22 protein-coding genes are annotated in these 23998 nt (G+C 69.5%); 9 read left to right on the top strand and 13 right to left on the bottom strand.

Annotated features, from left to right (window positions below):
- Nucleotides 1-112: 112 nt before the first annotated feature.
- From O1Q96_RS28170 to O1Q96_RS28155, 4 genes are all read right to left on the bottom strand, one after another.
- Nucleotides 113-832 (bottom strand): DinB family protein, encoded by a 720-nt coding sequence (locus O1Q96_RS28170; protein ID WP_269250818.1) that lies wholly within the window; start codon nucleotides 830-832, stop codon nucleotides 113-115.
- Between the two features lie 176 nt (nucleotides 833-1008).
- The gene (locus tag O1Q96_RS28165) at nucleotides 1009-1767 is read right to left on the bottom strand and encodes a class I SAM-dependent methyltransferase (RefSeq protein WP_269250817.1); all 759 of its coding nucleotides are present in this window, start codon (nucleotides 1765-1767) and stop codon (nucleotides 1009-1011) included.
- 79 nt (nucleotides 1768-1846) lie between these two features.
- Nucleotides 1847-2755 (bottom strand): GlxA family transcriptional regulator, encoded by a 909-nt coding sequence (locus tag O1Q96_RS28160; RefSeq protein ID WP_269250816.1) that lies wholly within the window; start codon nucleotides 2753-2755, stop codon nucleotides 1847-1849.
- Nucleotides 2756-2765: 10 nt separating this feature from the next.
- Entirely contained in the window at nucleotides 2766-3365 is a 600-nt protein-coding gene (locus tag O1Q96_RS28155; protein WP_269250815.1) for an isochorismatase family protein, read from the bottom strand.
- 187 nt (nucleotides 3366-3552) lie between these two features.
- Here O1Q96_RS28155 and O1Q96_RS28150 point away from each other — a divergent pair, with 187 nt between their 5' ends.
- Nucleotides 3553-3990, top strand: a complete 438-nt coding sequence (locus tag O1Q96_RS28150) for an NUDIX domain-containing protein (protein WP_269250814.1) — start codon at nucleotides 3553-3555, stop codon at nucleotides 3988-3990.
- A gap of 163 nt (nucleotides 3991-4153) precedes the next feature.
- Here O1Q96_RS28150 and O1Q96_RS28145 read toward each other — a convergent pair whose 3' ends face one another.
- Nucleotides 4154-6778, bottom strand: coding sequence for a carbohydrate-binding protein (locus O1Q96_RS28145; RefSeq protein WP_269253753.1), 2625 nt, complete (start codon nucleotides 6776-6778; stop codon nucleotides 4154-4156).
- Nucleotides 6779-7523: 745 nt separating this feature from the next.
- On the opposite strand from O1Q96_RS28145, the gene O1Q96_RS28140 reads away from it, so the two are divergent.
- From O1Q96_RS28140 to O1Q96_RS28105, 8 genes are all read left to right on the top strand, one after another.
- Nucleotides 7524-8579 carry a LacI family DNA-binding transcriptional regulator gene (locus O1Q96_RS28140; protein ID WP_217456344.1) on the top strand — a complete coding sequence of 352 codons (1056 nt, stop codon included), beginning with the start codon at nucleotides 7524-7526 and terminating at the stop codon, nucleotides 8577-8579.
- Nucleotides 8580-8754: 175 nt separating this feature from the next.
- Nucleotides 8755-10002 (top strand): sugar ABC transporter substrate-binding protein, encoded by a 1248-nt coding sequence (locus O1Q96_RS28135; RefSeq protein ID WP_269250813.1) that lies wholly within the window; start codon nucleotides 8755-8757, stop codon nucleotides 10000-10002.
- 19 nt (nucleotides 10003-10021) lie between these two features.
- Nucleotides 10022-11002 carry a carbohydrate ABC transporter permease gene (locus O1Q96_RS28130; protein ID WP_269250812.1) on the top strand — a complete coding sequence of 327 codons (981 nt, stop codon included), beginning with the start codon at nucleotides 10022-10024 and terminating at the stop codon, nucleotides 11000-11002.
- Between the two features lie 80 nt (nucleotides 11003-11082).
- Nucleotides 11083-11844: a carbohydrate ABC transporter permease gene (locus O1Q96_RS28125; RefSeq protein WP_419587072.1), complete on the top strand. Its 762-nt coding sequence runs from the start codon at nucleotides 11083-11085 to the stop codon at nucleotides 11842-11844.
- 108 nt (nucleotides 11845-11952) lie between these two features.
- Nucleotides 11953-13752 (top strand): amylo-alpha-1,6-glucosidase, encoded by a 1800-nt coding sequence (locus O1Q96_RS28120; protein WP_269250810.1) that lies wholly within the window; start codon nucleotides 11953-11955, stop codon nucleotides 13750-13752.
- Nucleotides 13752-14012 carry an erythromycin esterase family protein gene (locus O1Q96_RS28115; protein WP_269250809.1) on the top strand — a complete coding sequence of 87 codons (261 nt, stop codon included), beginning with the start codon at nucleotides 13752-13754 and terminating at the stop codon, nucleotides 14010-14012. The genes O1Q96_RS28120 and O1Q96_RS28115 overlap by 1 nt, the downstream gene beginning before the upstream one ends.
- Before the next feature lie 95 nt (nucleotides 14013-14107).
- Complete coding sequence (locus O1Q96_RS28110; protein ID WP_269250808.1) at nucleotides 14108-15094, top strand: LysR family transcriptional regulator; 987 nt, start codon at nucleotides 14108-14110, stop codon at nucleotides 15092-15094.
- A gap of 82 nt (nucleotides 15095-15176) precedes the next feature.
- Complete coding sequence (locus O1Q96_RS28105; protein ID WP_269250807.1) at nucleotides 15177-15719, top strand: DapH/DapD/GlmU-related protein; 543 nt, start codon at nucleotides 15177-15179, stop codon at nucleotides 15717-15719.
- A 133-nt stretch (nucleotides 15720-15852) separates the two neighbouring features.
- Here the strand turns inward: O1Q96_RS28105 and O1Q96_RS28100 are convergent, their stop codons facing one another.
- From O1Q96_RS28100 to O1Q96_RS28065, 8 genes are all read right to left on the bottom strand, one after another.
- Nucleotides 15853-17055 carry an acyl-CoA dehydrogenase family protein gene (locus O1Q96_RS28100; RefSeq protein WP_269250806.1) on the bottom strand — a complete coding sequence of 401 codons (1203 nt, stop codon included), beginning with the start codon at nucleotides 17053-17055 and terminating at the stop codon, nucleotides 15853-15855.
- A gap of 1 nt (nucleotide 17056) precedes the next feature.
- Entirely contained in the window at nucleotides 17057-18043 is a 987-nt protein-coding gene (locus O1Q96_RS28095) for a 3-hydroxyacyl-CoA dehydrogenase NAD-binding domain-containing protein (protein ID WP_269250805.1), read from the bottom strand.
- Entirely contained in the window at nucleotides 18040-18786 is a 747-nt protein-coding gene (locus O1Q96_RS28090) for an acetoacetate decarboxylase (RefSeq protein WP_269250804.1), read from the bottom strand. The genes O1Q96_RS28095 and O1Q96_RS28090 overlap by 4 nt, the downstream gene beginning before the upstream one ends.
- Nucleotide 18787: 1 nt before the next feature.
- Complete coding sequence (locus O1Q96_RS28085) at nucleotides 18788-19555, bottom strand: crotonase/enoyl-CoA hydratase family protein (protein ID WP_269250803.1); 768 nt, start codon at nucleotides 19553-19555, stop codon at nucleotides 18788-18790.
- A gap of 80 nt (nucleotides 19556-19635) precedes the next feature.
- A complete protein-coding gene (locus O1Q96_RS28080; RefSeq protein WP_269250802.1) occupies nucleotides 19636-20805 on the bottom strand; it encodes a CaiB/BaiF CoA transferase family protein in 1170 nt (389 codons plus the stop codon).
- A gap of 154 nt (nucleotides 20806-20959) precedes the next feature.
- Entirely contained in the window at nucleotides 20960-21862 is a 903-nt protein-coding gene (locus O1Q96_RS28075; RefSeq protein WP_269253752.1) for a LysR family transcriptional regulator, read from the bottom strand.
- 102 nt (nucleotides 21863-21964) lie between these two features.
- The gene (locus tag O1Q96_RS28070) at nucleotides 21965-22714 is read right to left on the bottom strand and encodes a maleylpyruvate isomerase family mycothiol-dependent enzyme (protein ID WP_269250801.1); all 750 of its coding nucleotides are present in this window, start codon (nucleotides 22712-22714) and stop codon (nucleotides 21965-21967) included.
- 35 nt (nucleotides 22715-22749) lie between these two features.
- Nucleotides 22750-23916 carry a barstar family protein gene (locus O1Q96_RS28065; RefSeq protein ID WP_269250800.1) on the bottom strand — a complete coding sequence of 389 codons (1167 nt, stop codon included), beginning with the start codon at nucleotides 23914-23916 and terminating at the stop codon, nucleotides 22750-22752.
- Nucleotides 23917-23998 lie beyond the last annotated feature (82 nt).

Here is a 23998-nt window from a genome sequence, read left to right as displayed (position 1 = left end):
CGTCCAACTCCGTCCTGCGGGCCCGACGGTCGGGCTCACGTCCGACGTCCCGTGTGCCACTCTCACCGCGTGTCATGCGGCGTGGGGGTTCACCGTGGTGGTGTGCCTCGGCCTACCCGGACGTCGTGAAGCGGGCCTGCCACAGGTCGCGGAGCAACGCGATCTCGGCCATGTGGTGGATGAACTCGAGGTTGTCCCCCGACAGCACACTGATGAAGGGTTCCTCGGAGTGGGAGCCGTACGGATACCGGGAGAAGCCGACCGTGTCGAGCTGCTCGTCGGTGACGCTGCCGAGTCGGGCGCGCCAGCGGTCGATCTCCTCCCAGAACCGCTCGACCGCCAATGCGGCGGAGGGGGTGAAGTCGACCAGCAGCTTCGGATCCTGCCGTCGCTCGCCGAAGGTCCACTCCCAGGCGCCGGCGAACTCGAAGTGCAGGTGCGCCAGCCGCCAGGCGATGGTCGTGACCGGCGTCCTGTCGGGCCCCGGCGCACCGGTGTGGGCGAGGATCTGCTCGACCCGCTCGGCACTCACGCTCCAGTCATCGGCGATCTTGGTGACGCTCATACCTCCGGCGGCCTGCCGGGCGACCTCCGCGTACTCGTTCGCCGGGATGTCCGGGGCGCCCAGGTCGAGCACCCACTCGCCCGGCCCGAAGGCCCTGGGCGTCGCTGCCTCGTTCCGGCGCCGGAGCGACCAGCAGTCGGGCACGGGCTCCCACAGGAACTCCTCGTCGCTGAGCCCCGTCAGGCGCACCTCGGCCATCTCCCTGGCACGGTCGAACTGGTCGAGAAGCAAGCCCAGACGGTCGGTCCGCACGCCGTCGATCTCCATGCCCGGCTCCCTCGTTCGCGTCTCGTACCTCGTTGTGCACAGGCGGAAGCTAATGGCTCGGCTCACGGGGCGCCACCGAATTCCTCTCGCCCGCGCGGCGTGGCACCACGTGTGGGTGCGGCCTTGTCCGGCTCAGCCGCGGTCGAACCGGCAACACGGTTCGTCGTCGGCCCCGGTCATTCCTGGGCGGTGGCTGACCGCACGACGGTCAGACCGCACCGGTACGGCTCGTCGAGGTCCCCGTCGGGGAAGAGCCGCGTCAGCGCGGCACGGTTCACGCCGAGGAGCTCGGCCCGCTCCTCGGGGTCCATGACCACGAAATGCGAATGTGTGCCGAGGTTGCCGATGCGCTCCTCCACAGTGATCCGGCGCGACCACGTGATCTCACGGGTGGTCACCCGCACCGGAAACGAGGTGAACAGCTCGGCCACGGTCGTCGGGTAGCCGCGAGTGAAGGGCGCGAGGCGGTCCTCCTCGGCCTGGACCCAGTCGACGCGGGAGTCGGCCTGGTTCCACCACAGGGCCAGTACGCCGTGAGGGCGCAGCACACGCAGTGCCTCGGGAACGGAGTGGGCCGGGTCGGTCCAGTGCCAGGCCTGGGCGTACGTGATGACGTCGAAGCTGCCGGAGGCGAAGGGCAGGTGGTTTCCCTCGCCCCGCACCAGCGGGACGGCCGGCTCGGTCCGGCGCAGCTGTGATGCCATACCGGCGCCCGGCTCCAGGGCGACGACGTGGGCGCCCCGCTCGCGCAGCAGCCGGGTGGCGATGCCGGTGCCGGCCCCGCAGTCCAGCACGTCGGCGCCGGTCAGCGCCCGGCCGGCGAGTTCCTCGAGAGCGTCGAAAAGAGCCGGCGGATAGCCCGGGCGGACGGCGGCGTACTGCGTGGCGACTGCGTCGAAGGACAGGGCTCGGGCGTGGTCTGCCTGGGGTGCCATGCCTGTGATCCTCCCCGGCGGAGCGCGGAGATGCCAAGGGTGTGCCGTCTCGGGCCCTGGGTCTGCGTCCCTGGCCCGGTCAGGCTGTGCGGGCGCGGAGACGGCGCAGCATGCGTGGGTCCTCGAAGCCCACCGAGCGGGCGGCGGCGTCGATCGTCGTGCCGTGGCTGATGAGGTGCTGGGCGCGTTCCAGGCGGAGGGTCTGCTGGTAGCGCAGAGGGGTGAGTCCGGTGGCACGGGTGAAGAGGCGGGTGAGGGTGCGTTCGCTCACCCCGGCGGCCGACGCCAGAGCGGCGAGCGGGAGTGGCTGGTCGAAGCGGGCGTCGATGAGGTCCTGTGTGTGGTGCACGGTGTCGTCGAGGTGGGAGCGGTGCCGGAGCATCGCGCTGGACTGCGGTTCGTGGCCGTTGCGGCGGGCGTAGACGACCATCTCCCGGGCCACCTGGGCGGCCACGGCAGGGCCGTGCCGGGACGCGACCAGATGCAGCGCCAGGTCGATGCCGCTGGCGATGCCGGCCGAGGTGATCACTCGGTCGTCGGAGGTGAACAGGACGTCACGGACGACGACCGCCCGTGGGTGGTGTTCGGCCAGCTCGTCCTGCACGTCGTGGTGCGTGGTGCAGCGCCGGCCGTCGAGGAGACCGGCGCGGCCGAGCGCTTCGGCTCCGGCGCAGACGCTGGCCACCGTGCCGCCCCGGGCGTGGTGGTCCCGCAGAACCCGCAGAGACGCGGTGCCGATGGCCGGGCCGTCGGGCGACGTGCCCGTGCGCCAGCCGGGCACCATGATCAGGTCGTCCGGCCCGAGTTCGGGCCAGTCGAGCCCGGCCACGAGTGGCAGGCCCTGCGCGGTGGGGATCTGTGGCCGCTCGGCGACGTAGGTGAGGGTGTAGGGGCGCCCGAAGTCGGCGGCCGTGGAGAAGACCTGGGCGGGGCCGGCCAGGTCCAGCAGGTGGACTCCGGGCACCAGGAAGAAGACGATGTGGCTCACGATTCGGTCATCATGCCCGATGCGCTGCCGCCGCCTCCAGCTCGTCGACGGTCGCGATGGTGGCGAAGCGTCCGGCCAGGGCGTACTCGGTGCGCCTGATGACCTCTTCGGCGGACAGGGTGCGGGGGTCGGCCAGCAGGTCGGCGACGCTCTGCCCGGCGGGGGCGTCGCGGTGCGGGATGGGGTTGGTCGCGGTGGCGTCGGTGACGAAGGTGACCTGGTAGCCGAGGTCGCCGGCGACGCGGGTGGTGGTCTCCACGCACTGCTCGGTGCGGATGCCGCACACGGTGAGCTCGCGGACTCCGCGTTCGGTGAGCAGCTGCTGCAGGTTGGTGGTGGTGAAGGCGTTGTGCGAGGTCTTGTGGATCAGCGGCTCCCCGTCCGCTCGTTCCAGCTCCTCCATGAGCCGGACATGGCCGAGGGCCGGGTCGAAGACATCCCTGGAGCCCGGCTCGGAGTGCAGTACCCACACCACCAGGTCCCCGGCCCGACGGGAGATCTGGACCAGTCGGTTCACCTGCTCGGAGATCTTCGGGTCGGAGATCGTCGCCCACAGGGGACGGGCGCGGAAGGACTCCTGGACATCGATGACGATCAGTGCTCGGGTCATGCCCCAAGCCTGTGCCGTGCGGTCGGTGCGGGGACAGGCCGCATCGGGTCCGGCAGCGGACCGATCCGGTCACTCCGGGCCGCGCAGGTGGAGCCCTGCCCGCCGCGTGACGACCGAATACGGTGTCGGGTGAAGCAGGCCCACGAAGGGCAGGCCCCGCCGGAGCGGGCGCACTACTGTCGCGAACATGAAGGTCCGTCACAAGGCGCGCGCGATACTTTTCGATGGCGGACGGCTGGTGTTCCTGCGCCGGGGATGGCCTGGCTGCCTCCCGTACTGCACTGCTGTCGGCGGGAGCGTCGAGCCCGAAGACGCCGGTCTCGAAGCGGCCCTGCGCCGTGAGGTCATGGAGGAGATCGGCGCCACGATCGGCCCGGCCACCGAGGTCTTCACCTTGACCGAACCGGGCAGGACGACCGCCGTCGTCCAGCACTACTTCCTCGCCGACGTGCTGGACATGGACCTGGGCCGCCGCCACGGCCCCGAACTCGACGATCCCGACAGCGGCGTCCACGAACCGGTCCGGGTCACGCCGGACATCCCGGCCGTCTTGGCACTCAACCTCCAGCCGGCCGAGTTCGCCCGATTCGTGCTCGACCATGTCACGGCATGGGGCGCCCAGTGACCGACGCCGATTTCAGGTGCCAGCACCGGGACCGGGCACCGGCGAGGTCGGAACGGCCGTTGGACGGGCGGCTCGGCCGTCCGCCCGGCATGCAGCGTGCGGCAGGCCCGGGCGCCGAGACCTGTCGGGGTCGGCGCCCGGGCGTTCGTGCAGGGCAGGGCGGCTACTTCTCCGTCAGCGGCGTGACGGAGACCTGGTCGATCACCGGCGCGTACGGGGAGCGCTGGCCGTACTGGTTGTGGGTGTCGCCGTCGAAGTCCGGCAACTCATCGGCTGTGAAGGTGAGTCGGTTCGCGCCCTTCTTGAGCGTGACGGGGACGGTCAGGTCCCGGAAGCTGTTGAAGTGGAAGGTGGTCGGGAACAGGATCCGGCGCGCCGTTTCCCCGTTCACGGAGAGGTCGGCATGGCGTGCGATCGGGTCGGGGTTGTAGTGGGTGGCGGGTGCCTGTTCGGCGTTGGAGTAGCGGATGGTCACCGCGTGCCGTCCGGCCCGCTCGGCGACGACGTCGAGGGTGAGGGCGTTGGCCTTTCCGTTGCCGATGTCGGTGACCGACCTGCCGCCCGTGGCGAAGGTGTACGCCCCGGTGGCCTTGGCGGCGCCGCTCAGCGTGCCGGCCTCCGCCTGGTACACCTTGGGCACCAGGTTGCCGCTGGACGGCGCGACCCGCAGCCGGTCGAGGACCAGTTGGCCCGAGGCGCCGGTGACGGTGACCTTGTTGACGCCCGCGGACAGGAACATCCGCACGACGTCCGTGCCCTTCCTGGCGGCTCCCACCTTGGGGATGTCGAGCTTCTCGCCGTTGAGGGACACCTTCGCCCGGCCGCCGCCGAGGTGGTCGAGGGACACGGCGGCCTCGCCGTCGGCGGGGGAGTGGACCCAGAAGGTCGCGGAGGCACCCTTGGGCAGCGGGGCCGCACCCGGTCCCGAGACCTCGGGATAGCCGTAGCGGGGCCGGGTTCCGGCGAGGGTGGCGTACTCGGCCTCGTAGCTCGCGGGCCGCGTCACGTTCTCGTCGCGCAGTGACAGGTCGATCTTGTCGATGATGGCATCGCCCTTGGTGACGCCGAGGTCGGGGTCCTGTGCGGCCAGCGTGATCTTGTGCTTGCCGGCGGTCAGTCTCACCGTGGTGTCGGTGTGGCCCCAGACCACCCACTTGTAACCGAGCGGCAGCCGCAGCTCCTGCGGAGAGCCGCCGTCGACGCGCAGGAAGACGTTGGTCGGCCCCTGCTCCTTGACGAGGTCGTACAGGTTGTAGGAGTTGGCGAAGACGCTCAGGTCGTACGTGCCGTCCCGCGGGACGTCCACGTCGAAGGAGAGCACGCCGTCGGAGCCGGTGCGCAGCCCGCCGACGTTGTAGTTGCCGGACGTCGCGAACTTCCCGACGTCGGAGGGTGTGCCTTCGGGGCCGTTCCTGGAGTAGCCCTTGCCGGTGTAGGCGGCGTTCTCCGCCTCGTAGGTCTTGCGCCAGCCGACGGAGGGCTCGGCGGGTGCGCCGCCGTTTCCGCCGGGGGAGAGGATGACCTGGTAGGCGGACATCTCGTTCATGCCGGTCATGGGGAGGGTGACGGTGCCGTCGGCGCCGACCCGGACCTCCTGGTCGGCGAGTCGCAGAGGCTGCGCCGAGTCGCCGACCTGCCCGGTCCACGGGATCTCCTGGACGGTGGCGTGGACCGTCTTCCCGAACAGCTTCGGGTCCACGTTGTCGAAGACGATGTCGGCGTCACCGGCCTTGCCGCCGAAGATGGCCCGGGACTGCTTCTTCTCCTCGTCGAGCGTGGCCACACCCTGGAGGGTGTACTGCTGGTTGGGGTGCGGGGCGGTCACCCGCACGGTGTGGCCGGTCATCTGGCCGTAGGCGTTGAACAGCCACCACTGGCCGTTGCCCTTGTTGGCGTCGACGGCCGAGTCGTTGAGGTTGCCGTCGATGTTCCAGTAGGCCAGATCCGCGTCGATCTTGGAGTCCTCGATGGCGGAGACCCACTGCACCACCTGACCGGGGACGGAGAGGTGGTAGTTGTGCCCGTACTCGTTGACGTTGATGGGCAGTGGACCGATGCCGATCTCGCGCTCCCACTGCCGGTACCTGGCGACGCTCGTGCGGACCGCGGCGGGGCTGGACAACTCGTGCCAGGTCATCACGTCCGGGACGACGTCGTTGGCCTTGGCGTACTGCAGGAAGCCCTTGACCTGGTCGTAGAGGACGGAGGTGTTCGGGCCTGCGATCCGTGCGTCCGGGTCCATGCTCCTGATGAGGCGGTAGGTCTCCTTCCAGGCCGCGAAGAAGTCCTTGGGGTCCGAGAGCCAGGAGGTCTTGTCGTAACTCCAGTTGCCGGTGCCGAACATGTTCCCTTCGGGTTCGTTGAAGGGGACGTAGACGACGTGGTCCTGGTAGCCGCCCATGGTCAGGACCTGCCGGACCTGCTTCTTGATCTTCTCCTGGAAGTCGGCGAGCCTCGCGGGACCGTCGGCACCCGGCCACTCGTACGGGAAGCCCCGGTAGATGTCCGTCATGTAGATGTAGACGTCCTTGCCACCGGAGTCCACGAACGGAGGCAGGATCTCCAGCGCGTCCGCGCCGGGGTGCTGCGGACCGTCCTGCGCCTTGGTGGACACCGTGCGCAGGTGCATGCCCTCGATGAGGTTGCGGCTCGGTGCCCCGTCGCCGTAGATCCCGTACAGCGAGCCGCTGGCCCCGCCGTGGAAGGCGCCGGTGTCGGTGCCGAGATCGATCACGAGCCGTTCCTGTTCCGCTGCCTGCGCCATGCCGGCGGACGGTACGGCAAGCATGGTGGTGAGGACGGCCGCCACCGCGGCGCCGGCTCCGATCGTTCTTCTTCTGTATCGCACTGAGGTCTCCGTGGATTCCGTGCTTCTCGGACACTGGATCTGATGCGCCTCGTACGTTCGGGGCCGGTGTTCAGAGATCCGGCGCCGTCCTGTCGGGGGAGTGGTTGACGGGGGTCGAACCGGTTCGACTTCGCACGGCGCGACCGGGGCCACGTCAGTTCGGTGACGCACAGGCTTGCGGGTTGTGGGCTGCCGGCCGGCCTCGGCGAGGCCGGCCGCATGCAGGTGCGGCAGGCGTTCGGCAGCACCCTCCGGCCGGAGGGCGCACAGAGTCGGGGCGCTCTGCAGCGCTTCGGGGCAACGCCTCGAAGGATGTGGTGAGTACCCGCTACTTCGTCGAACCGGTTCGGGGAAGCTAGCACCGAGGAAACCTGTCAGCAATACCCTCGTCATGGATCCCCCGGGCCGTACGGAGTCGGTCGTCGGGAGGGAGTCAGGGCGTTCCCGCGTATCCGGTACGAGGGCGGACCGGCCCGTGAGCAGGGGCGTGGCCGGGCGCGCAGGGGGTTATGTGTCCGTATGCCAAGGCTCCCGGTCCGTTGTGAGAAGTTCGGTGCGAGGCGTTGACACCCGCCGTGGTTGCTCCTACCTTCACTTCACGCGAACCGGTTCGACGATCGGTACCAGTCCGGTCTTGTCCCTGTGAAGTATCGAACCGGTTCGACCCTTCCCGGCGAGGAGCCTCGTGAACATCGGTGAGATTGCCAGGCGGGCCGGTGTCTCGCGGAGCACCGTGTCCTACGCGCTGAGCGGTAAGCGCCCCGTGTCCGAGGACACCCGCCAGAAGATCCAACAGGTCATCGACGAGCTGGGCTACCAGCCCAACGCCAGTGCGCGGGCCCTCGCCAACGGCCGGACCAACACCATCGGTCTGGTCTTCCCGCCGGCCGGGAACCACTACACCGGCATGCAGCTGGACTTCATCGGCAGCGTCACGGAAGCCGCCGCGGCCTACGACTACGACGTGCTGCTCTCGCCGAGCGGCGCGGACAGCGACCGCTCGTTCCAGCGGCTGCTGGGCGAACGCAGGGTCGACGGCGCGATCCTGATGGAGATCCGCCTCGAGGACGACCGGCTCGATCACCTCGCCGCGGTGGACTTCCCCTCCGTCGCCATCGGCCGCACCGCCAACCCGCAGGGCAGCTGGTGGGTGGGCCTGGACCACACGGCACTCGCGGCGGCGTGCGTGCACCACCTCGCGGACCTGGGCCACCGCAGGATCGCCTTCGTGAACCGGCCCGAGCAACTCCTGCGGGCCGGGTACGAGTCCGCCCATCGAGGGCTCGAAGGCTTCACCAAGGCCGCGGCGGAGCGCGGGCTGACCGTCCGGACGTACTGCTGCGGGGACGACGCCGCCTCCGGCCTCGCCTGCCTGGAACGGATCCTGCACGACGACCCCGCCACCACCGCCCTGGTCACCCTGAACGAGGCCGCGCTCGGCGGCCTCTACCGAGGGCTGGCCGCGGCCGGCCGCCATGTGCCACGCGACTTCTCCGTCACCGGCGTCGTGGCGAGCCGGTGGGCCGAGACGGTGACTCCGCAGCTCACCGCGGCCGACGTACCGGCGGAACAGATGGGCCGCCTCGCCGTCGAGTTGCTCGTCGAGCGGCTCGACCACCCCGGCACCCCGGCTCGGCACCATCTGCTCGCGCCGCCGATCTCGTTGCGAGCGAGCACCGCGCCCGCCGGTACCAGGCCGGCCGACCCGGCCCCCGACTTCGGTCCCTCCACCACTTCCTGACCACCCACCCCGCGCAGTCCGCTTCGCCCTCCCGTTCCCCGTCCACGCCCCACGTCGGCGGCCCGTGCGGCCGACCGTCCGGTCCGGCGAGCCCAGCCGCCGCAACGACCCCTCCCAGGGCACACGTGTGCCGGTCCCGGGGCACCCCTGTGCCGAAAACCAAGAGGAACCCACCATGAACAGATCTGCCGGCCGGCGTCTCACCGCCGCAGCCCTCACCGTCGTAGCCGTCACCACCGGCGCCACCGCCTGTTCCTCGGGCGGCGGGAGCGGCAGCTCCGCGAAGGCCGCGGACAGCGGCACGTACACCGTCTGGGACCCGTATCCGCAGTTCGACAAGAGCTCGGAATGGGCCGAGCTGCTCGACGACTGCGGCACCAAGGCCGGCGTGAAGGTGAAGCGGACGGCCTTCGACACCAGTGACCTGACCAACAAGGCACTGCTGGCGGCGCAGCAGGACAACTCCGCGGACGTCCTCGTCGTCGACAACCCGGTCGTGTCGACCCTCGCCGAGGCAGGGGTGCTGACCACGACCGACGACAACAAGCTGGACACCTCGCAGGTGGACCCCAACCTCCTCGCCGCGGGACAGACGGACGGAAAGACGTACGGCACACCGATTGGTGCGAACACCCTGGCCCTCTACTACAACAAGGCGGTGCTGAAGAAGGCCGGAGTGGACATAGCCTCCGTCACGGACTGGAAGACACTGACCGCGGCTCTGGCGAAGGTCGACGCGGCGGGCAAGAAGGGCATCACCTTCTCCGCGACCGGGACCGAGGAGGGCAGCTTCCAGTTCCTTCCGTGGTTCTGGGGCGCGGGCGCCCAACTGACCGAACTGGACTCGGCCGAGGCCGTCTCGGCGCTGTCACTGTGGAACGACTGGCTGAAGAAGGGCTACGCCCCCAACTCGGTCATCAACAACACCCAGACCACCAGCTGGCAGGAGTTCGCGAGCGGCGACTACGCGTTCGCCGAGAACGGCACCTGGCAGCTCGCGGGCGCCGAGAAGGCCGGCTTCGACTACGGAGTCATCCCCGTCCCGGGCGCCGAGGGCGGCAACGCCGCGGCCCCGACGGGCGGTGAGTTCGTCACCGTCCCGGTGCAGGGCGAGACCGACCGCTACGCCACCTCGCAGAAGCTCGTGTCCTGCCTGACGAGCGCGCAGAACCTGCTCGCCACCGACACCACCCTGTCCTACGTCGCCCCCACCGCCGCGGTCCAGGACAAGCAGGTGGCCGCCGACGCCAAGCTGAAGCCCTGGGTCGACGCGGTCAAGGCGGCCAAGGGGCGCACCAGTGACGACCTCGGCACCAAGTACCCCAAGATCTCCGAGCAGTTGTGGAAGGCGGTCCAGAGGGCCCTCAGCGGGTCGGCGTCGCCCAAGGACGCGCTCGGGTCCGCACAGTCCGCCGTCAAGTAGCCGAATCCCCGACCCGCCGATGAAGCACACGACACGGCTGCCGGACCGACCGCCCGTGCACGAACGGGCCGGGGCGGCGACCACCGCCCCGGCCCCGGCACGCACCACCACCCGCCGCCCCACCTCCCAGCAATGGGCCGCCTGGGGATTCCTCGCCCCCGTGGTCCTCTACCTCACCCTCTTCTACGCCTATCCGCTCTACCGCAACATCGATCTGAGCCTGCGCGACTACACCGTCCGTTCCTTCGTCCAGGGCGACGCACCCTTCACGGGCCTGCAGAACTACCTGACCGTCTTCGACGACCCCACCTTCGGCCCCGCGCTCGTGCACACCGTGGTGTTCACCGCCGTGTCCCTGCTCCTCCAGTACGCCATCGGCCTGGCGCTCGCGCTCTTCTTCACCCAGCACTTCCGTCTCTCGGCGACCCTGCGCGCGCTGTTCCTGGTGCCCTGGCTGCTGCCGCTGATCGTGTCGGCCTCGACCTGGTCGTGGATGCTCAACAGCGATTCGGGGATCGTCAACGCCGCCCTGCACGCCGTCGGTGTCGGCCCGGTGAACTGGCTGACCTCACCGGACTGGTCACTGACCTCGGTGATCCTCGCCAACGTCTGGATCGGCGTGCCGTTCAACCTGGTGGTCCTCTACAGCGGCCTGCAGTCGATCCCCGCCGGCCTGTACGAGGCGGCGGCCCTCGACGGGGCGAACGCCTGGCAGCGGTTCTGGCGCATCACCTTCCCGCTGCTCCGCCCCGTCTCGGCCATCACACTGCTGCTGGGCCTCGTCTACACACTCAAGGTCTTCGACATCATCTGGATCATGACCAAGGGCGGCCCGGCGGACTCGTCCACCACTTTCGCCACCTGGTCCTACCAACTCGGCTTCGGCAACCTGCTCCCCGCCTTCGGCCCCGGAGCGGCTGTCGGGAACCTGCTCGTCGTCGCCGCTCTGGTCTTCGGCCTGATCTACATGCGGGTCCAGCGAAAGCAGGGGTTGTCATGACAGGGGTTGCCGTGACCCGACGCGACCGACGCAGCCGCACCTGGTGGAAGACAGCCATCGGCCTCCTGCTGACCGCGATCATGCTCTTCCCGGTCTACTGGATGCTGAACGTGTCCTTCACCCGCGACCAGGACATGCGCAAGAGCCCGCCGGACCTGTTCCCCGCCGACGCCACTCTGGAGGGCTACCGGGCCGTCGTCGACCAGCAGTTGCCCCACCTCGGCACCAGCCTCGTCATCGGCCTGGGCACCGTCGTGCTGACCGTGGCTCTGGCGGCCCCCGCCGGATACGCGCTGGCCAAGCTGCGCCCGCGTGGCGGTGGCCTGCTCGGTTTCGTCCTGCTGGCCGCCCAGATGATTCCCGGCATCATCATGGCGATGGGCTTCTACGCCATCTACCTGAGCCTCGGCCTGCTCCAGTCCGTGCCAGGCCTCATCGTCGCCGACTCCACCCTGGCCGTCCCCTTCGCCGTACTCATCTTCACCGCCTTCATGTCCGGCATCCCCGGTGAACTGCTGCAGGCAGCCAGGACGGACGGAGCGGGTGCCGTACGGACCTTCTGGTCCATCGTCCTGCCGATGAGCCGCAACGCCGTCGTCACGGTGTCACTGTTCGCGTTCCTGTGGTCCTGGTCCGACTTCGTCTTCGCCAGCACCCTCGCGAGCGGCGGCGCCCACCAGCCGATCACCCTCGGCATCTACCAGTACATCGGCAACAACAACCAGGAGTGGAACGCCATCATGGCCACCGCCGTCGTGGCCTCGTTGCCGGCCGCGGTCATCCTCGTCCTCGCCCAGCGCTACGTCGCCGCCGGTGTGACCGCCGGAGCCGTGAAGGACTGACACGGTGGCGACCACCCCACCAGCCTCTGCCTGCCAGGACCGCCGCGCGAGCGCGTCACCCCGCTACGGCAGCCGGCCACCTCCGCTCAAGAAACGAGTAACGCCTCCATGACCGCCGCCCCGCCCGGCCCGGCCTTCTCCGTCCACGACATTCCGTTCAGTGCGCACGGATCCTGGTTCGGTATCTCTCCCGTGCTCGCGGAGAAGGTGCGCGCCGAGGACCTCCACCTCGTCTCGCACCAGAACGGCATGCACGCCGTCCTGCGTTTCGTCCCGCTGGAGCCGTCCACGGGTGACCGGGCGCCGACCGACGTCCGAGCGACACCGAGCCGGCTCACCTGGACCGGCACGGGCGGCCGCATCGAACTCGCCTACGAGGCGCCGGACACCGTCCGCCTGCGCGGTGAGGGCATGGGCCTGCGTGTCACCGCGGCGGCGCACACCCTGACCCCCTTCAGCGGAACCTACTTCTACCGCGACCCGGTGGACGGCGCCCACACGTTCACCTCCTACGAGACCGGACGCCGCTACCGTCTCACCGCGCTGTCCGGCACGGTGACGGACGTGTCCGGCGCCCAGACCCTGGGCGCCGCCGACCGAGGTCTCACCGTTGCCGGCGAGGCGGACGGGTCGTGGGATATCGCGGTCGAGGAACTCGACAGCGCGCGACGCCCCTACAGGTCGTCGTCGACGTTCGGGCAGGTGGCAAAGGCCGCGCAGCGCTCGTTCACCGAGTTCGTCGACGAGGTGGCCCCGTGGCGCACGTCGGCCACTCCGGCAGCCGAACTCGCCGCCTACGTGGTGTGGTCCGCGACCGTGCGGCCTGCGGGCCTGGTCACCCGTCCCGCGGTGCTGATGTCCAAGCACTGGATGGACAAGGTCTGGAGCTGGGACCACTGCTTCAACGCCCTCGCACTGGCCCCCGGATCGCCGGATCTCGCCTGGGACCAGTACTCACTGCCCTTCGACCACCAGGACGACAGTGGCGCCCTCCCCGATTCGGTCACCCACTCCGAAGTCCTCTACAACTTCGTCAAACCGCCTGTCCACGGCTGGGCTCTGGGCCACCTGCGCCGACGGCTCCCCGAACCCCTCGGCAGAGCCGAACTGGCCCGGGCGTACGACAGACTGGCCCGCTGGACGGACTTCTGGCTCACGGCCCGGCGCGCCCCCCGAGCCGCCCTGCCCCATTACCAGCACGGCAACGACAGCGGCTGGGACAACGCCACCACCTTCGACCCCGAACGGGTCGTCGTCACCGCCGACCTGTCCGCGTTCCTCATCCTCCAGCTGCGCGAACTCGCGGGCCTGGCCGCCGAACTGGACCGGCCGGACGACGCCCGCCGCTGGACGCGTACGGCTGACGAGACCCAGGCCGCGATGGTCGACCAGCTCTGGAACGGCGAAAGGTTCGTCGCACGCGGCGTCCACAGCGGCGACACCTGGACCAGCGCCGGCCTCCTCGACCTGATGCCCATCGCGCTGGGCGAGCACCTGCCCAAGAGCATCAGCGGCGTGCTGGCCGCCCGCATCGAGGCCCACCTGACCGTGCACGGACTGGCCACCGAACTGCCCGGCTCGCCCCACTACCGTGCCGACGGCTACTGGCGCGGCCCGATCTGGGCCCCCGCGACCGTCCTGATCGAGGACGGCCTGCGCCGCGCCGGTCACCCGCACCTGGCGGACGAGATCAGTACCCGGTTCCGTGCCCTGTGCGAGACCCACGGCTTCGCGGAGAACTTCGACGCCCTGACCGGGACGGGCCTGCGCGACCGCGCCTACACCTGGACCGCCAGCAGCTACCTCCTGCTCGCCGAGGCCCACGAACTCCGCTGCGGCGAGGCTGCATCATCGGCTTCAGTTTTCACCGAGGTGCCTTCAAGGCGTTCGGCACCGAGGACAACGTGATGCGCACCCACCGGGTGGACGCCGCGAAGCCGGGCTCCAACGAACACACCCTGGACAAGGCCCGCCAGGACGACTATGTCCTGGACATGCGCACCGCCCCCGACTCCGCGCGCACATGGCTGGACAAGCCGCGCACCACCTGGAACATCGGCGCCGGATGGCCCGACCCCATGGAGTACGAGATCGCCCTCGGTGAGGCGCACGACATTCTCATCCACCTGAACGAAGTCGAAGCGACCAGGTATCTCGGCACCCCTTGAGGGACTTCCGTCGTGGTTGCCCGATCGCCTCACCGAGCGGACAACCGGCCCCGGGCGAGCCACAACCATCGGTTGTGCAGGCCTAAGGTGAAGCAGTGGACACCAAGGCACTGCGAACGTTCGTCCGGGCGGCCGAGCTGGGCCGACTGCGGCACGTGGCCGACGAACTGGGCGTGACGCAACAGGCCGTCTCCAAGCGGATCGCCGCCCTGGAGCGTGAGCTGGAAGTCCGTCTGTTCACGCGTACGGCCCAAGGGGTGGAGCTGACGCTCGACGGTCAGGCGTTCCTCCCTCACGCGCGGAGTATCGTCGCGGGCGTCGAGCGTGCCGTCACCGCGGTCGGGCCGGGCTCCCGGGCCCTTCGGATCGACGTTCTCGGCCTGCGCAGCGCCCAGGCCGTCGTTCTGCACGACTACTGGCGGTCCCACCCCGAAACGCACCTCGACGTGGTGACCCTCCGGGTCGACGACCCGCGCAAGGCGGCCGCGGCCGTCGAAGCGGGCGACATCGACGCCTCGTTCCGTACCGTCACCGACCCGGACAGTCTGCCGCCGGACCTGCACATGACGCACGCGTTCGACTCGCCTCTGGAACTTCTCGTCGGCCCGAGGCATCCGCTCGCCTCCGCGCGAAGACTGACGCCGGCCCACTTGCGCAAGCACCGGATATGGGTGCCGGGCATCGCGCCCCACAGCGAATGGGCGGAGTTCTACGACCAGCTCACCACCGCATTCGACCTGCGCATCGACGCGGCGGGCCCGCACTTCGGCGACGACGTACTCCTCGACACCCTCGCGGACTCCGCGGACGTGGCCACCCTCGTCGGGGCACGCGACCGGTACGTCTGGCCGACGAACCACGACCTGCGCCGCATTCCCGTGGTGAATCCGACCCTCGCGTACCCGCTCTCCCTCATCGTCCCGAGAGCGAATCCACATCCAGGACTCCGTGGAATCGTCACCCACCTCACAAACCTGCCAAGGCTCCCGGAAACGGCCTGGCGTCCCTCCTGGGCGCCGACGCCACCACCACGCGGCAGCGACGTCCCCGACGCGCACAGGTCCCGAGCCCGGCAGAAGTGACCCGGGGCCGCTGCTCGCAGCGGCCTCCAGCAGGGCCCACTGCGTCCCGTCCAGTCACCGTCACACCAGAAGGGGCCGTGGCATGTCCAACGACCGTCTCATGCGCATTCGAAGCGCCGAGTTCCAGGCCATGGCCGAGAGGGTGCTGCGGGTCACCGCGCTCACCTCCCGACTGAACGTCCTGCCCTTCGAGGACGAGGCGGGCAAGGCGGAACTTTTTGCACAGATCCTCGGCAAGGCGCTGCCGCCGAGAGTCACGATCTATCCGCCCTTCTTCACGGACCATGGCCTGAACCTCGACCTCGCCGAGCGCGTTTTCATCAACCAGAACTGCACGTTCCTGGACTATGCCGGCATCCGTCTCGGCGAGCGCGTGATGATCGGACCGAAGGTCACGTTCATCACCGGCGGTCACCCGGTTGATCCCGAGGAGCGGCAGTTGTACCTCACCGGCGCACCCATCGACGTGGCAGAGAATGTGTGGATCGGTGCCGGTGCCACGATCCTTCCCGGCGTCACCATCGGCCGTGACGCCGTGGTCGCCGCCGGCGCGGTCGTGGCCGACGACGTTCCGCCGGCCAGCCTGGTGACCGGCAGCAAGGCGACCGTGCACCGGACGTGGTGACAGCCGAGGTCGGGCGACTCCACCGCACGTACGACAGCCCTTACCACAGCGGTCGGACCGGAGGGGGCCGTCCCTCGCTCTGATGCGAGGGACGGCCCCCTCCGGCCCGTTTCGGCGGAGCCAGGGCCCGCGGTCACACGAAGGCGCTCTGCCCCGTGATCGACTTGCCCACGATCAGGGTGTTCATCTCACGGGTGCCCTCGAAGGAGTAGATCGCCTCGGCGTCGGCGAAGAAGCGTGCGATGTCGTAGTCCAGGACGATGCCGTTGCCGCCGAAGATCTCCCGGCTCCAGGCGACGACCTCGCGCATCCGGGAGGTGACGAACGCCTTGGCCAGTGACGAGTGTTCGTCGCGGAAGATCCCGGCGTCCTGCAGCTTGGCGAGCTGGATCAGCATGCCCCACGAGGCGGTGATGTTGCCCAGGCTCTTCACCAGCAGGTCCTGCACCATCTGGAACCGGGCGATCGGGCGGCCGAACTGCTCGCGCTCCTTGGCGTAGTCCAGGGCGAGTTCGTAGGCACCGACCATCACACCCAACGCCTGCCAGGCGACCCCGCCGCGGGTGGCGCGCAGGATCTCCGCGACGTCGCGGAAGGAGTTGATGTTCTGCAGACGGTTCTCCTCCGGCACCCGTACGTCGGTCAGGGTGATCTCGGCGTTCTCCACGATCCGGAAGGCGATCTTGCCCTCGATCTTCTCGGCGTGGAATCCGGGGGTGCCCTTCTCGACGACGAACCCCTTGACGTGGTTGTCGTCGACGTCCCGTGCCCACACCACGACGTAGTCGGCGAAGGTCGCGTTGCCGATCCACTTCTTGGCGCCGTTGAGGACCCAGGTGTCGCCGTCGCGCTCGGCCGTGGTGCGCATGCCGCCCGCGACGTCGGACCCGCCGAGCGGCTCGGTCATGGCGAACGCGCCGATCTTGTCCATCGCGGCCATCCGGGGCAGCCAGCGGTCGCGCTGTTCCTGGCTGCCGCCGGAGTGGATGGAGTACATCGCGAGCCCGTTGTGGACGCCGAAGAACGTGGCCACCGAGGCGTCGGTGCGGGTCATTTCCATGGCCAGCATGCCGCTCAGCAGGTTGCTGACGGCGGGGCGGTGTTCGCCGTAACCCTCGTAGGGCAGTCCGGCCAGCCCGCTCTCACGGAAGATGCCGATGAGCTCGGTCGGGAACCGGCCCTTGCCCCAGTTCTCGTTGACCAGTGGCTTGACCTCGTCCCGCATGAGGGCGCGGGCGCCGAGGAGGATCTTGCGCTCCTCGTCCGGCAGCAGCGACTCGTAGTCGTAGAAGTCCGCGACCAGCTGGTCGTCGAGCGGTTCCATGGTGGCAGTCATCTCAGTTCTCCTCCTTGGCGATGTCGGCGGTCTTGGCTGTCCTGCCGGCGCTGTCCAGCGCGGACAGGACAGCGAGTTGCCTGCGGTCGCGCGTCTCGGTGAGTTCCGAGTACGTGGAGGAGCCGTAGGCCTTCTCCACGGCTTCGATGAGCCGTTCCTGTTCCTCTTCGTTCTGCGACGGGGTGCCGAGTTCGGCCCACATCTGTTTCATCGACGCGCCGATGTGCGCGGCCATGTGCCGGTAGCCGCCGGGGCCTCCGCCCAGGTGCGAGCCGAGGAACGGCCCGACCGTCGACCAGCGGATGCCCAGCGAGTTCGTCATCACCCGGTCGAGGTCCTCCGGGGTCACCACGCCCTGTTCGACGAGATGGACGGCCTCGCGGCTGAGCGCGTTCTGCAGCCGGTTGCCGACGAACCCGGGGATCTCCTTCCGCTCGACGACCGGGGTGCGGCCGACGAGGGTGTAGAAGTCCACCGCTGCCCGGACGGCGTCCTCACTGGTGCGTTCGCCGGGGACGACCTCCACCAGCGGGATCAGATGCGGCGGGTTGAACGGGTGTCCGATGAGGATCCGGCCGGCGTCATCGAGCTCCGCTGTGAAGGCGGTCGACGGGATCGCCGACGACGAACTCAGCAGCAGTGCGTGCCCCGGCGCCTCGCGGACCAGGGTGGCGAAGAGGTCCTTCTTGAACTCGACGCGCTCCGGGCCGTTCTCCTGGACGACATCGGCGTCCCGGACGGCTTCGGTCACGTCGGACGCGATGTGGACCCGGTCGGCGAGGCCCTTGACGTCCAGGCCCCGGGCGGCGAGGTGCGGGGCGAAGCCGGCCAGGGCCTCGGCGACGGCCTCGGAGAGGTCCGGCCGGGGGTCGCTCACCCGGACGGTGAGTCCGTACCCGGCGAACAGTGCCGCCCAGGACAGCCCGATGGTGCCGGCTCCGATCACCGCGGCGGTGCGGAACTCGCGCGTCGTCAACTCCTGTGTCATGACGCCCTTCCTTCCAGGTAGTCGTAGACCGGCTTGACTCCGCCGAGCGTCAGGTCGGCGAGGATGTGGCTCGCGGAGACGACCTCCAGGACCGGCAGGTCCGCCAGCGGAGCGAGCACGTGCTGGAACAGCTGGAGCCTCGCGGGGCCGGTGTAGGCCCACTTGACCGTGATGTCGGTGATCTCGGTGCGGACGAGTTCCTGCACCCGCGGCGAACCGTCGTAGCCCGGGATCGTCTTGAGCATGAACGTCGGCACGGTGATCTGCGCCTCGGCCTCGCGCCGGTCGAGCTCGTGGTGCTTGTAGCCCATGGTCGCGGTGGCGACCCGCAGCGTGCCGTAGTCCAGTGAGCCGATGAGCACGCCGTGGTCGACGTAGAGTTCCGGTGCGCCGATCGTCTTCGGGTACGCGCCGACCTCGCGGCCCGACGCGGTCGCCGGGAAGTTGTCGAGGTACATGGCGTGCAGGTACTCGCCCTGTTCGCCGTCGAGGCTGACCGGGATCGCCTGGCCGGACTCGGTGTACGGGCCGTATCCGCTGACGTCGCCCATCTTCATGACCTCGAACCGGACCAGTGGCTCGTCGATGGTGAAGGGCTCGGGGACGACGGCGCGCAGCGCGTCGGCGTCGGTGCGGTACACGATGTTGAGGTATTCGCGGTCGGTGAACCTCGGGACCACCGGCGCGAATGCCGGGCTGGTCAGCGGGGTGGTCACGTGACGCCGGACTTCTTCGATCCTCATGTCACTTGCCCGTCCACCGCGGGGCGCGGCGCTCGGCGAAGGCGGTCATGCCCTCGCGGACGTCGGCCGAAGCCGTGAGGCCGGTCATCTCCTCGCGCTGTACGGCGAAGGCGTCGGCCTCGGGCACTCCGTCGGCGGCGCGCACGATCCGTTTCACGGAGGCCAGCGCGAGCGGGGCGTTCAGCGCGAGTTGCTCGGCGAGTCGCAGCGCCACGGCGGTGGCGTCGCCGGTGCCGGTGACCCGGTTGACCAGGCCCAGCTCGCCGGCCCGGCGGGCGTCGACCGGTTCGCCGGTGAGCAGGAACTCCATGGCCAGGTGGTAGGGAATGCGCTTGGGCAGGCGGATCGCTCCGCCGCCTGCGGCGATCAGGCCGCGCTTGACCTCGGGCAGCCCGAACCTGGCGTCCTCGGCGGCGACGATCACATCGCAGCCCAGCGCCAGTTCGAACCCGCCACCCATGGCCCAGCCCTCGACGGCGGCGATCAGTGGCTTCGTCACCTCGGCCTCGGTCAGGCCGCCGAACCCGCGGCCCTCGATCTCGGGCGACTCACCGCGCAGGGCAGCCTTGAGGTCCATGCCGGCGCTGAACGTGCCCTCGGCGCCGGTCAGGACGCCCACGCGGAGCGCGGGGTCGGCTTCCAGGCGGTCCAGCGCGGTGGCCAGGCCGGCGGCCACCGCGGCGTTCACGGCGTTGCGCGCCTGCGGACGGTCGATCGTGATCAGCAGGGTCGAACCGAGCTGTTCGGTGCGCACTTCGGTGGTGCTCATGACGTTCTTCTTTCTGACTGCTGACTGCTGACTGCTGACTGCTGACTGCTGACTGCTGACAGCGGCCTCGTGCCGGGGGATCAGCGGGTGGCGAGCTCGGCGAGAACGTCGACGGTGTCCTGGCCCGGGACCGGGGCCAGGCGGCGGATCGAGCCGGGCGTCGCGGAGAACCGCACCGGGATGCCGACGGTGCGGATCGCACCCTCGGTCGGGTGCTCGACGGTGTCGAGCAGGTGTCCGTCGCGGACGTACTCGTCCTCGTGAGCGCGGTCCAGCTCGAGGACCGGTGCCATCGGAATGCTGTGCTTGGTGCAGACCTCGGTCCACTCCGCGGTGGTCAGCGCCGGGGCACACGCGTCGATCAGCCCGGCCAGGGCCTCGTGGTCGGCGCTGTCGATGGCCTCGCCGTTGACGCGCGGGTCCGCGGCCAGATCGGGGCGACCGGCGGCGGCGAAGAAGTCACGGAAGTTGTGCGGGTTGTAGGGGATCACGCACGCGAGACCGTCCTTGGTACGCACCGCCCGGTGGCCCTGCGTCATCGACAGCGGGAAGCCGGTGGAGCCCTGCGCGGGCTCGTACACATGCCCGGACAGGTGCTCGACCAGGTTGAAGGCGATGAGAGTGTCCGTCATCGGGATCTCGATCTGCTGGCCCTGTCCGGTCCGGCTCCGGTGCACCAGCGCTGCGAGGACGCTGTAGGCGATGGTCAGTGACGACACCTTGTCGCCGAGGATGGTCGGCAGGTAGACCGGCTCGCCCAGCGCGCGGTTGGCGATGTCGACCAGGCCGGAGGCAGCCTGCACGGTCTCGTCGTAGGCGGCGTTGCCGACGCGGTCGGAGTCGCTGCGGAAGCCCTGGGCGTGGGCGTAGACCAGGCCCGGGTTGCGCTGGGCGACGTCTTCGTAGGTCAATCCCAGGCGGCTGAGCGCGTCGGGGCGCATGTTGGTGATCAGCACCTGCGCCGTGTCGATCAGTTCGAGGGCCTGGGCGCGCTCGGTGGCGTCCTTGAGGTTGAGAGTGACGCTGCGCTTGTTGCGGTTGACGTTGAGGTTCAGCGGGGTCATGCCGGGGGTGGTGCGGTACTGGCCCACGCGGACGGTGTCGGCCGGGGACTCGATCTTGATGACGTCGGCGCCCAGGTCCCCGAGGATCTGGGCCGCGTACGGACCCATGACGACGGTCGAGAGGTCGATCACCCGTACACCGTCCAGAGGGCCGGCGACGGTGGTGGTGTTGCTGGTGTCCGTCATTGTTCGTCCTTTCGCACCTTGCTTCGCTGCTCTGCGATCGAAGTTAGTTGCGAAGGGAGAAAAACGGAATGATCTTGTTGCGAACATTGGTATGTCCGCAGCGGTCATACCAATGGGAAGAGCGCCTTCGGGGTGTTTTTCGTCCCCGTCCCTGTCAAATGCTGAGGGGTTCGGCGAATACCTCGCGGGCGGCGTCGACGAGCTCTTCGAGGTCGCCTCCATGAGCGCGGTCACGGTTCCAGAGCAGGGCGGTGTCCAGGCGTGGGTGGAAATCCGTGATGGGCAGTGCGGTCACGTTCTCCATCCGGTAGCCCTGCATGGGGCTCTTGGCGTCGAGCATCGAAATGGAGAATGCCAATCCGCAGGAGATTATTTCGGCGGCTCCGCCAAAACCCGTGTGAGCGAGTTTGATGCGTTTCTTTATTCCGAGCTCGGACAATTGACGGTCGAGCTGGTCGAAGTACGCCGGAGTGATTTCCGCCGGAGAGGCGACGTAGGGGAGGTCGGTCAGCTCGGCCAGAGCGATGGAGTCCCGCCCGGCGAACCGGTCGGCGGGCACGACGGCGCCGAGCCGCTCCGACATCACGGCCAGTTGCTCCAACGCCGGGTCGGCCACCGGGAGCCGGGCCAGCGTCAGCGCGAGCCTGCCCTCGCGCACAGCGTTGACGAGGTCGGCGGTGGCGCCGGGCCAGCGTTTGAGCTCGAACCGCTCTCGGACGAGCCCGGCGAGGGTGCTGATCCGTTCGCGCAGTTCGGGATGCACGCCGGCGGGGACGCCGAGGAACACGGTGCTGCGCTGCGGCCGAGTCGCCTCGCTCAGCCGCCACGGGATGGAGTTGACCTGCTCCAGTACGTCCCGAGCGATCGGCAGCAACGCGGCGCCGGCCGGGGTGAGCATGACGTGGTGGGTGCTGCGGTCGAACAACCGCTGCCCGATCTCGTTCTCCAGATCCTTGATCCGCTGGCTCAACGGGGGAGTCGACATGTGCAGTCTGCGAGCTGCGGCGGTGAAGTTCAGTTCCTCGGCGACGGCGACGAAGTAGCGCAGGTGCAGCATTTCCACAGGGTCAGCCTACCCTCCGGGCACGGTGCGTGATCTTGCTTGCGGGGACCGCGGAGCAGAGTGCGGTCCCCGTGCAGCAGGTCTCGGACCGGTGGCTCAGTCCAGGTCGGGCCAGCTCAGAAGCCTTTCCAGGGTGGCGCGGTCACCCTCGCTCCGTAGCTGGTCCAAGGGGAGCCGGCCGTGCAGGACGAGCAGCAGGTCGCTCGCCGATCCATGGAGGTGGGCGGTTGCCCCGTCCGGGTCGTCGACCACGTTCGAGCCCGACTGCGTCACGTCGATCAGCCATGACTCACCCTCGGTGGTGTGCAGGCCGATCCGGGCCGGCTCATATGGCCAGGGGCCGGCGGTTCCGTGGCTGACGCCGATGAACTCGGCTATCCCGTCGAGTGCGACGACCGCGGGGACGGGCTCGGGAGTTCCGGCGGCCAGCTGGGCGTCGAAGGCGTGGACAGCAGCCTCCTGGACCTGATGGCGAGCCACGGCGCCGGTCGTCATCGGGACGCCGGAGCCGTCCCACCACGTCCAGCAGCCCGCCGCGGGATCGGCGGATCGCAGGGCGGCGATCAGCTCCTGAGTGGCTGAGGCCGAGCGCGCCAGCAGGTCGGCCGGCAGTGCGTCATCGGCCGGTACCACGGCCGGGGGCTTCTCGCTGGGGCCGGCGACGACCGCCGCCGCCCAGAACCGCTGCACCTCGGTCAGGTGCTCGACGAGTTCGCGCAGCGACCAGTCGGGGCAGCTGGGGACACGGACGTCCGGATCGGGGAAAGCGGCGACGCTGCCGCGCAGGGCGGCGGAACGGTCCTCGACAAGGGTCAGAAGCTCTTCGTAGGCAGGTGTCTGCGGCATCCCCGTTTCCTATCACCCGGCACTGACAACGGCCCTCAGTCCAGGAGGACGTCGACCCTGTGCTGCGCGAAGAACTCGAGGATCTGCTCGAAGGAAGGGGACGCGTCATGGGTGAGCGGGGTCCGGCCGAGGCAGGCGCGGGCGATGTGGTGGTCGTGCCAGACGAGGGTGAACGGCCGTCGGCCTCCGTGGCCTTCTTCGAGGCAGTACTCGATGGTGCCGAAGCAGTCGCCGAAGTATCCGCCAGGCCCGTTCATGGTCTCGCCGAGGGCCAGGGAGAAGCCCCCTGAGTCGGTGATGTGCCGGCCGTCCAGGTGGTACGTGGCATTCGGGAGCGGCTCAGGTCCGCGGCGGGCCGCCGAGTTGTGCTGTGCGGCTCTCGACCACGCGGCGCGGCCCGCCGAGTCGAGTGCGGCCCAGCGATTGGGTTCGGTCGGCGGTCCCGCCGACCAGAGCTCGTGGGCGGCGCGAGCCGCCGAGCTCCGGAAGTCGTCGCAGGAGACATCCAGCGTGAGGTCGACCCGGCTCGCACCGGCCGCGGAGTACGACCACGACTCGACGTGCAGGCATGTCCAGTGCTCTTCGATCGAACGGCCTGTACGGTCGAGCGGCCCCAGATGGGCCGAGCCCAGGTCGAAGCGGTCGTCACCCGACTCCAGCGCGGCAAGCAACCGCCCGCTCGGCTCGCACCTCAGGAGTCGCAGCGGTACCGGCTCGGGCTCGGGCTGTCTGCCCATCAGCGCCACCTGTCGGCACGACCCCCAGGGTTCCTCGTCCCTGCCGTAGAGGCGGAAGCCCTGATACAGCGGTGGTACCCCGGGAACCTCCGGTAGTTCGTCCACCCCGGCCGCCATGGCGTCCAGGCTTCCTTCGACAGTGACGTCGACCACGCTCGGGTCGGTGAAGCCCGGGCGAACGTCCAGCACGCGCGCGTCCTTGAGGCACCACACGTCCCAGGCGGGTTCGACGGGCTTCCCGTACCGGTCCAGGGCGTGCACGGTCAGCGAACCGAGGGTCGCGGAGCCGTCCTCCTGCGCCTGGGCAGCCGCGTGCGCCAGTTCGCCCTCAGCGGCGCAGTCCCGAAGCTCGTACTGGTGGCGTGCGGGAGGCGGCCGGTCCACGTAGTAGTTCTCGGCCTCCGCGCAGAGGGCCAGCGTCTCCTCGGGCCCGTGCGGGGTCTCGCCCGATATCCGGAACCGCACCTGTGGGTTCACCTCACTGCGAAGAGCGTGTCCGATGGGGCAATGCCGTGCCGAACGGCGTCGAGGGGACTGGAGCCGGCAG

This window comes from Streptomyces aurantiacus (assembly GCF_027107535.1).
Lineage (GTDB): Bacteria > Actinomycetota > Actinomycetes > Streptomycetales > Streptomycetaceae > Streptomyces.
The sequence above is the reverse complement of the archived record's forward strand: the minus strand, read 5'-3'. Positions and strand labels throughout refer to the sequence as shown.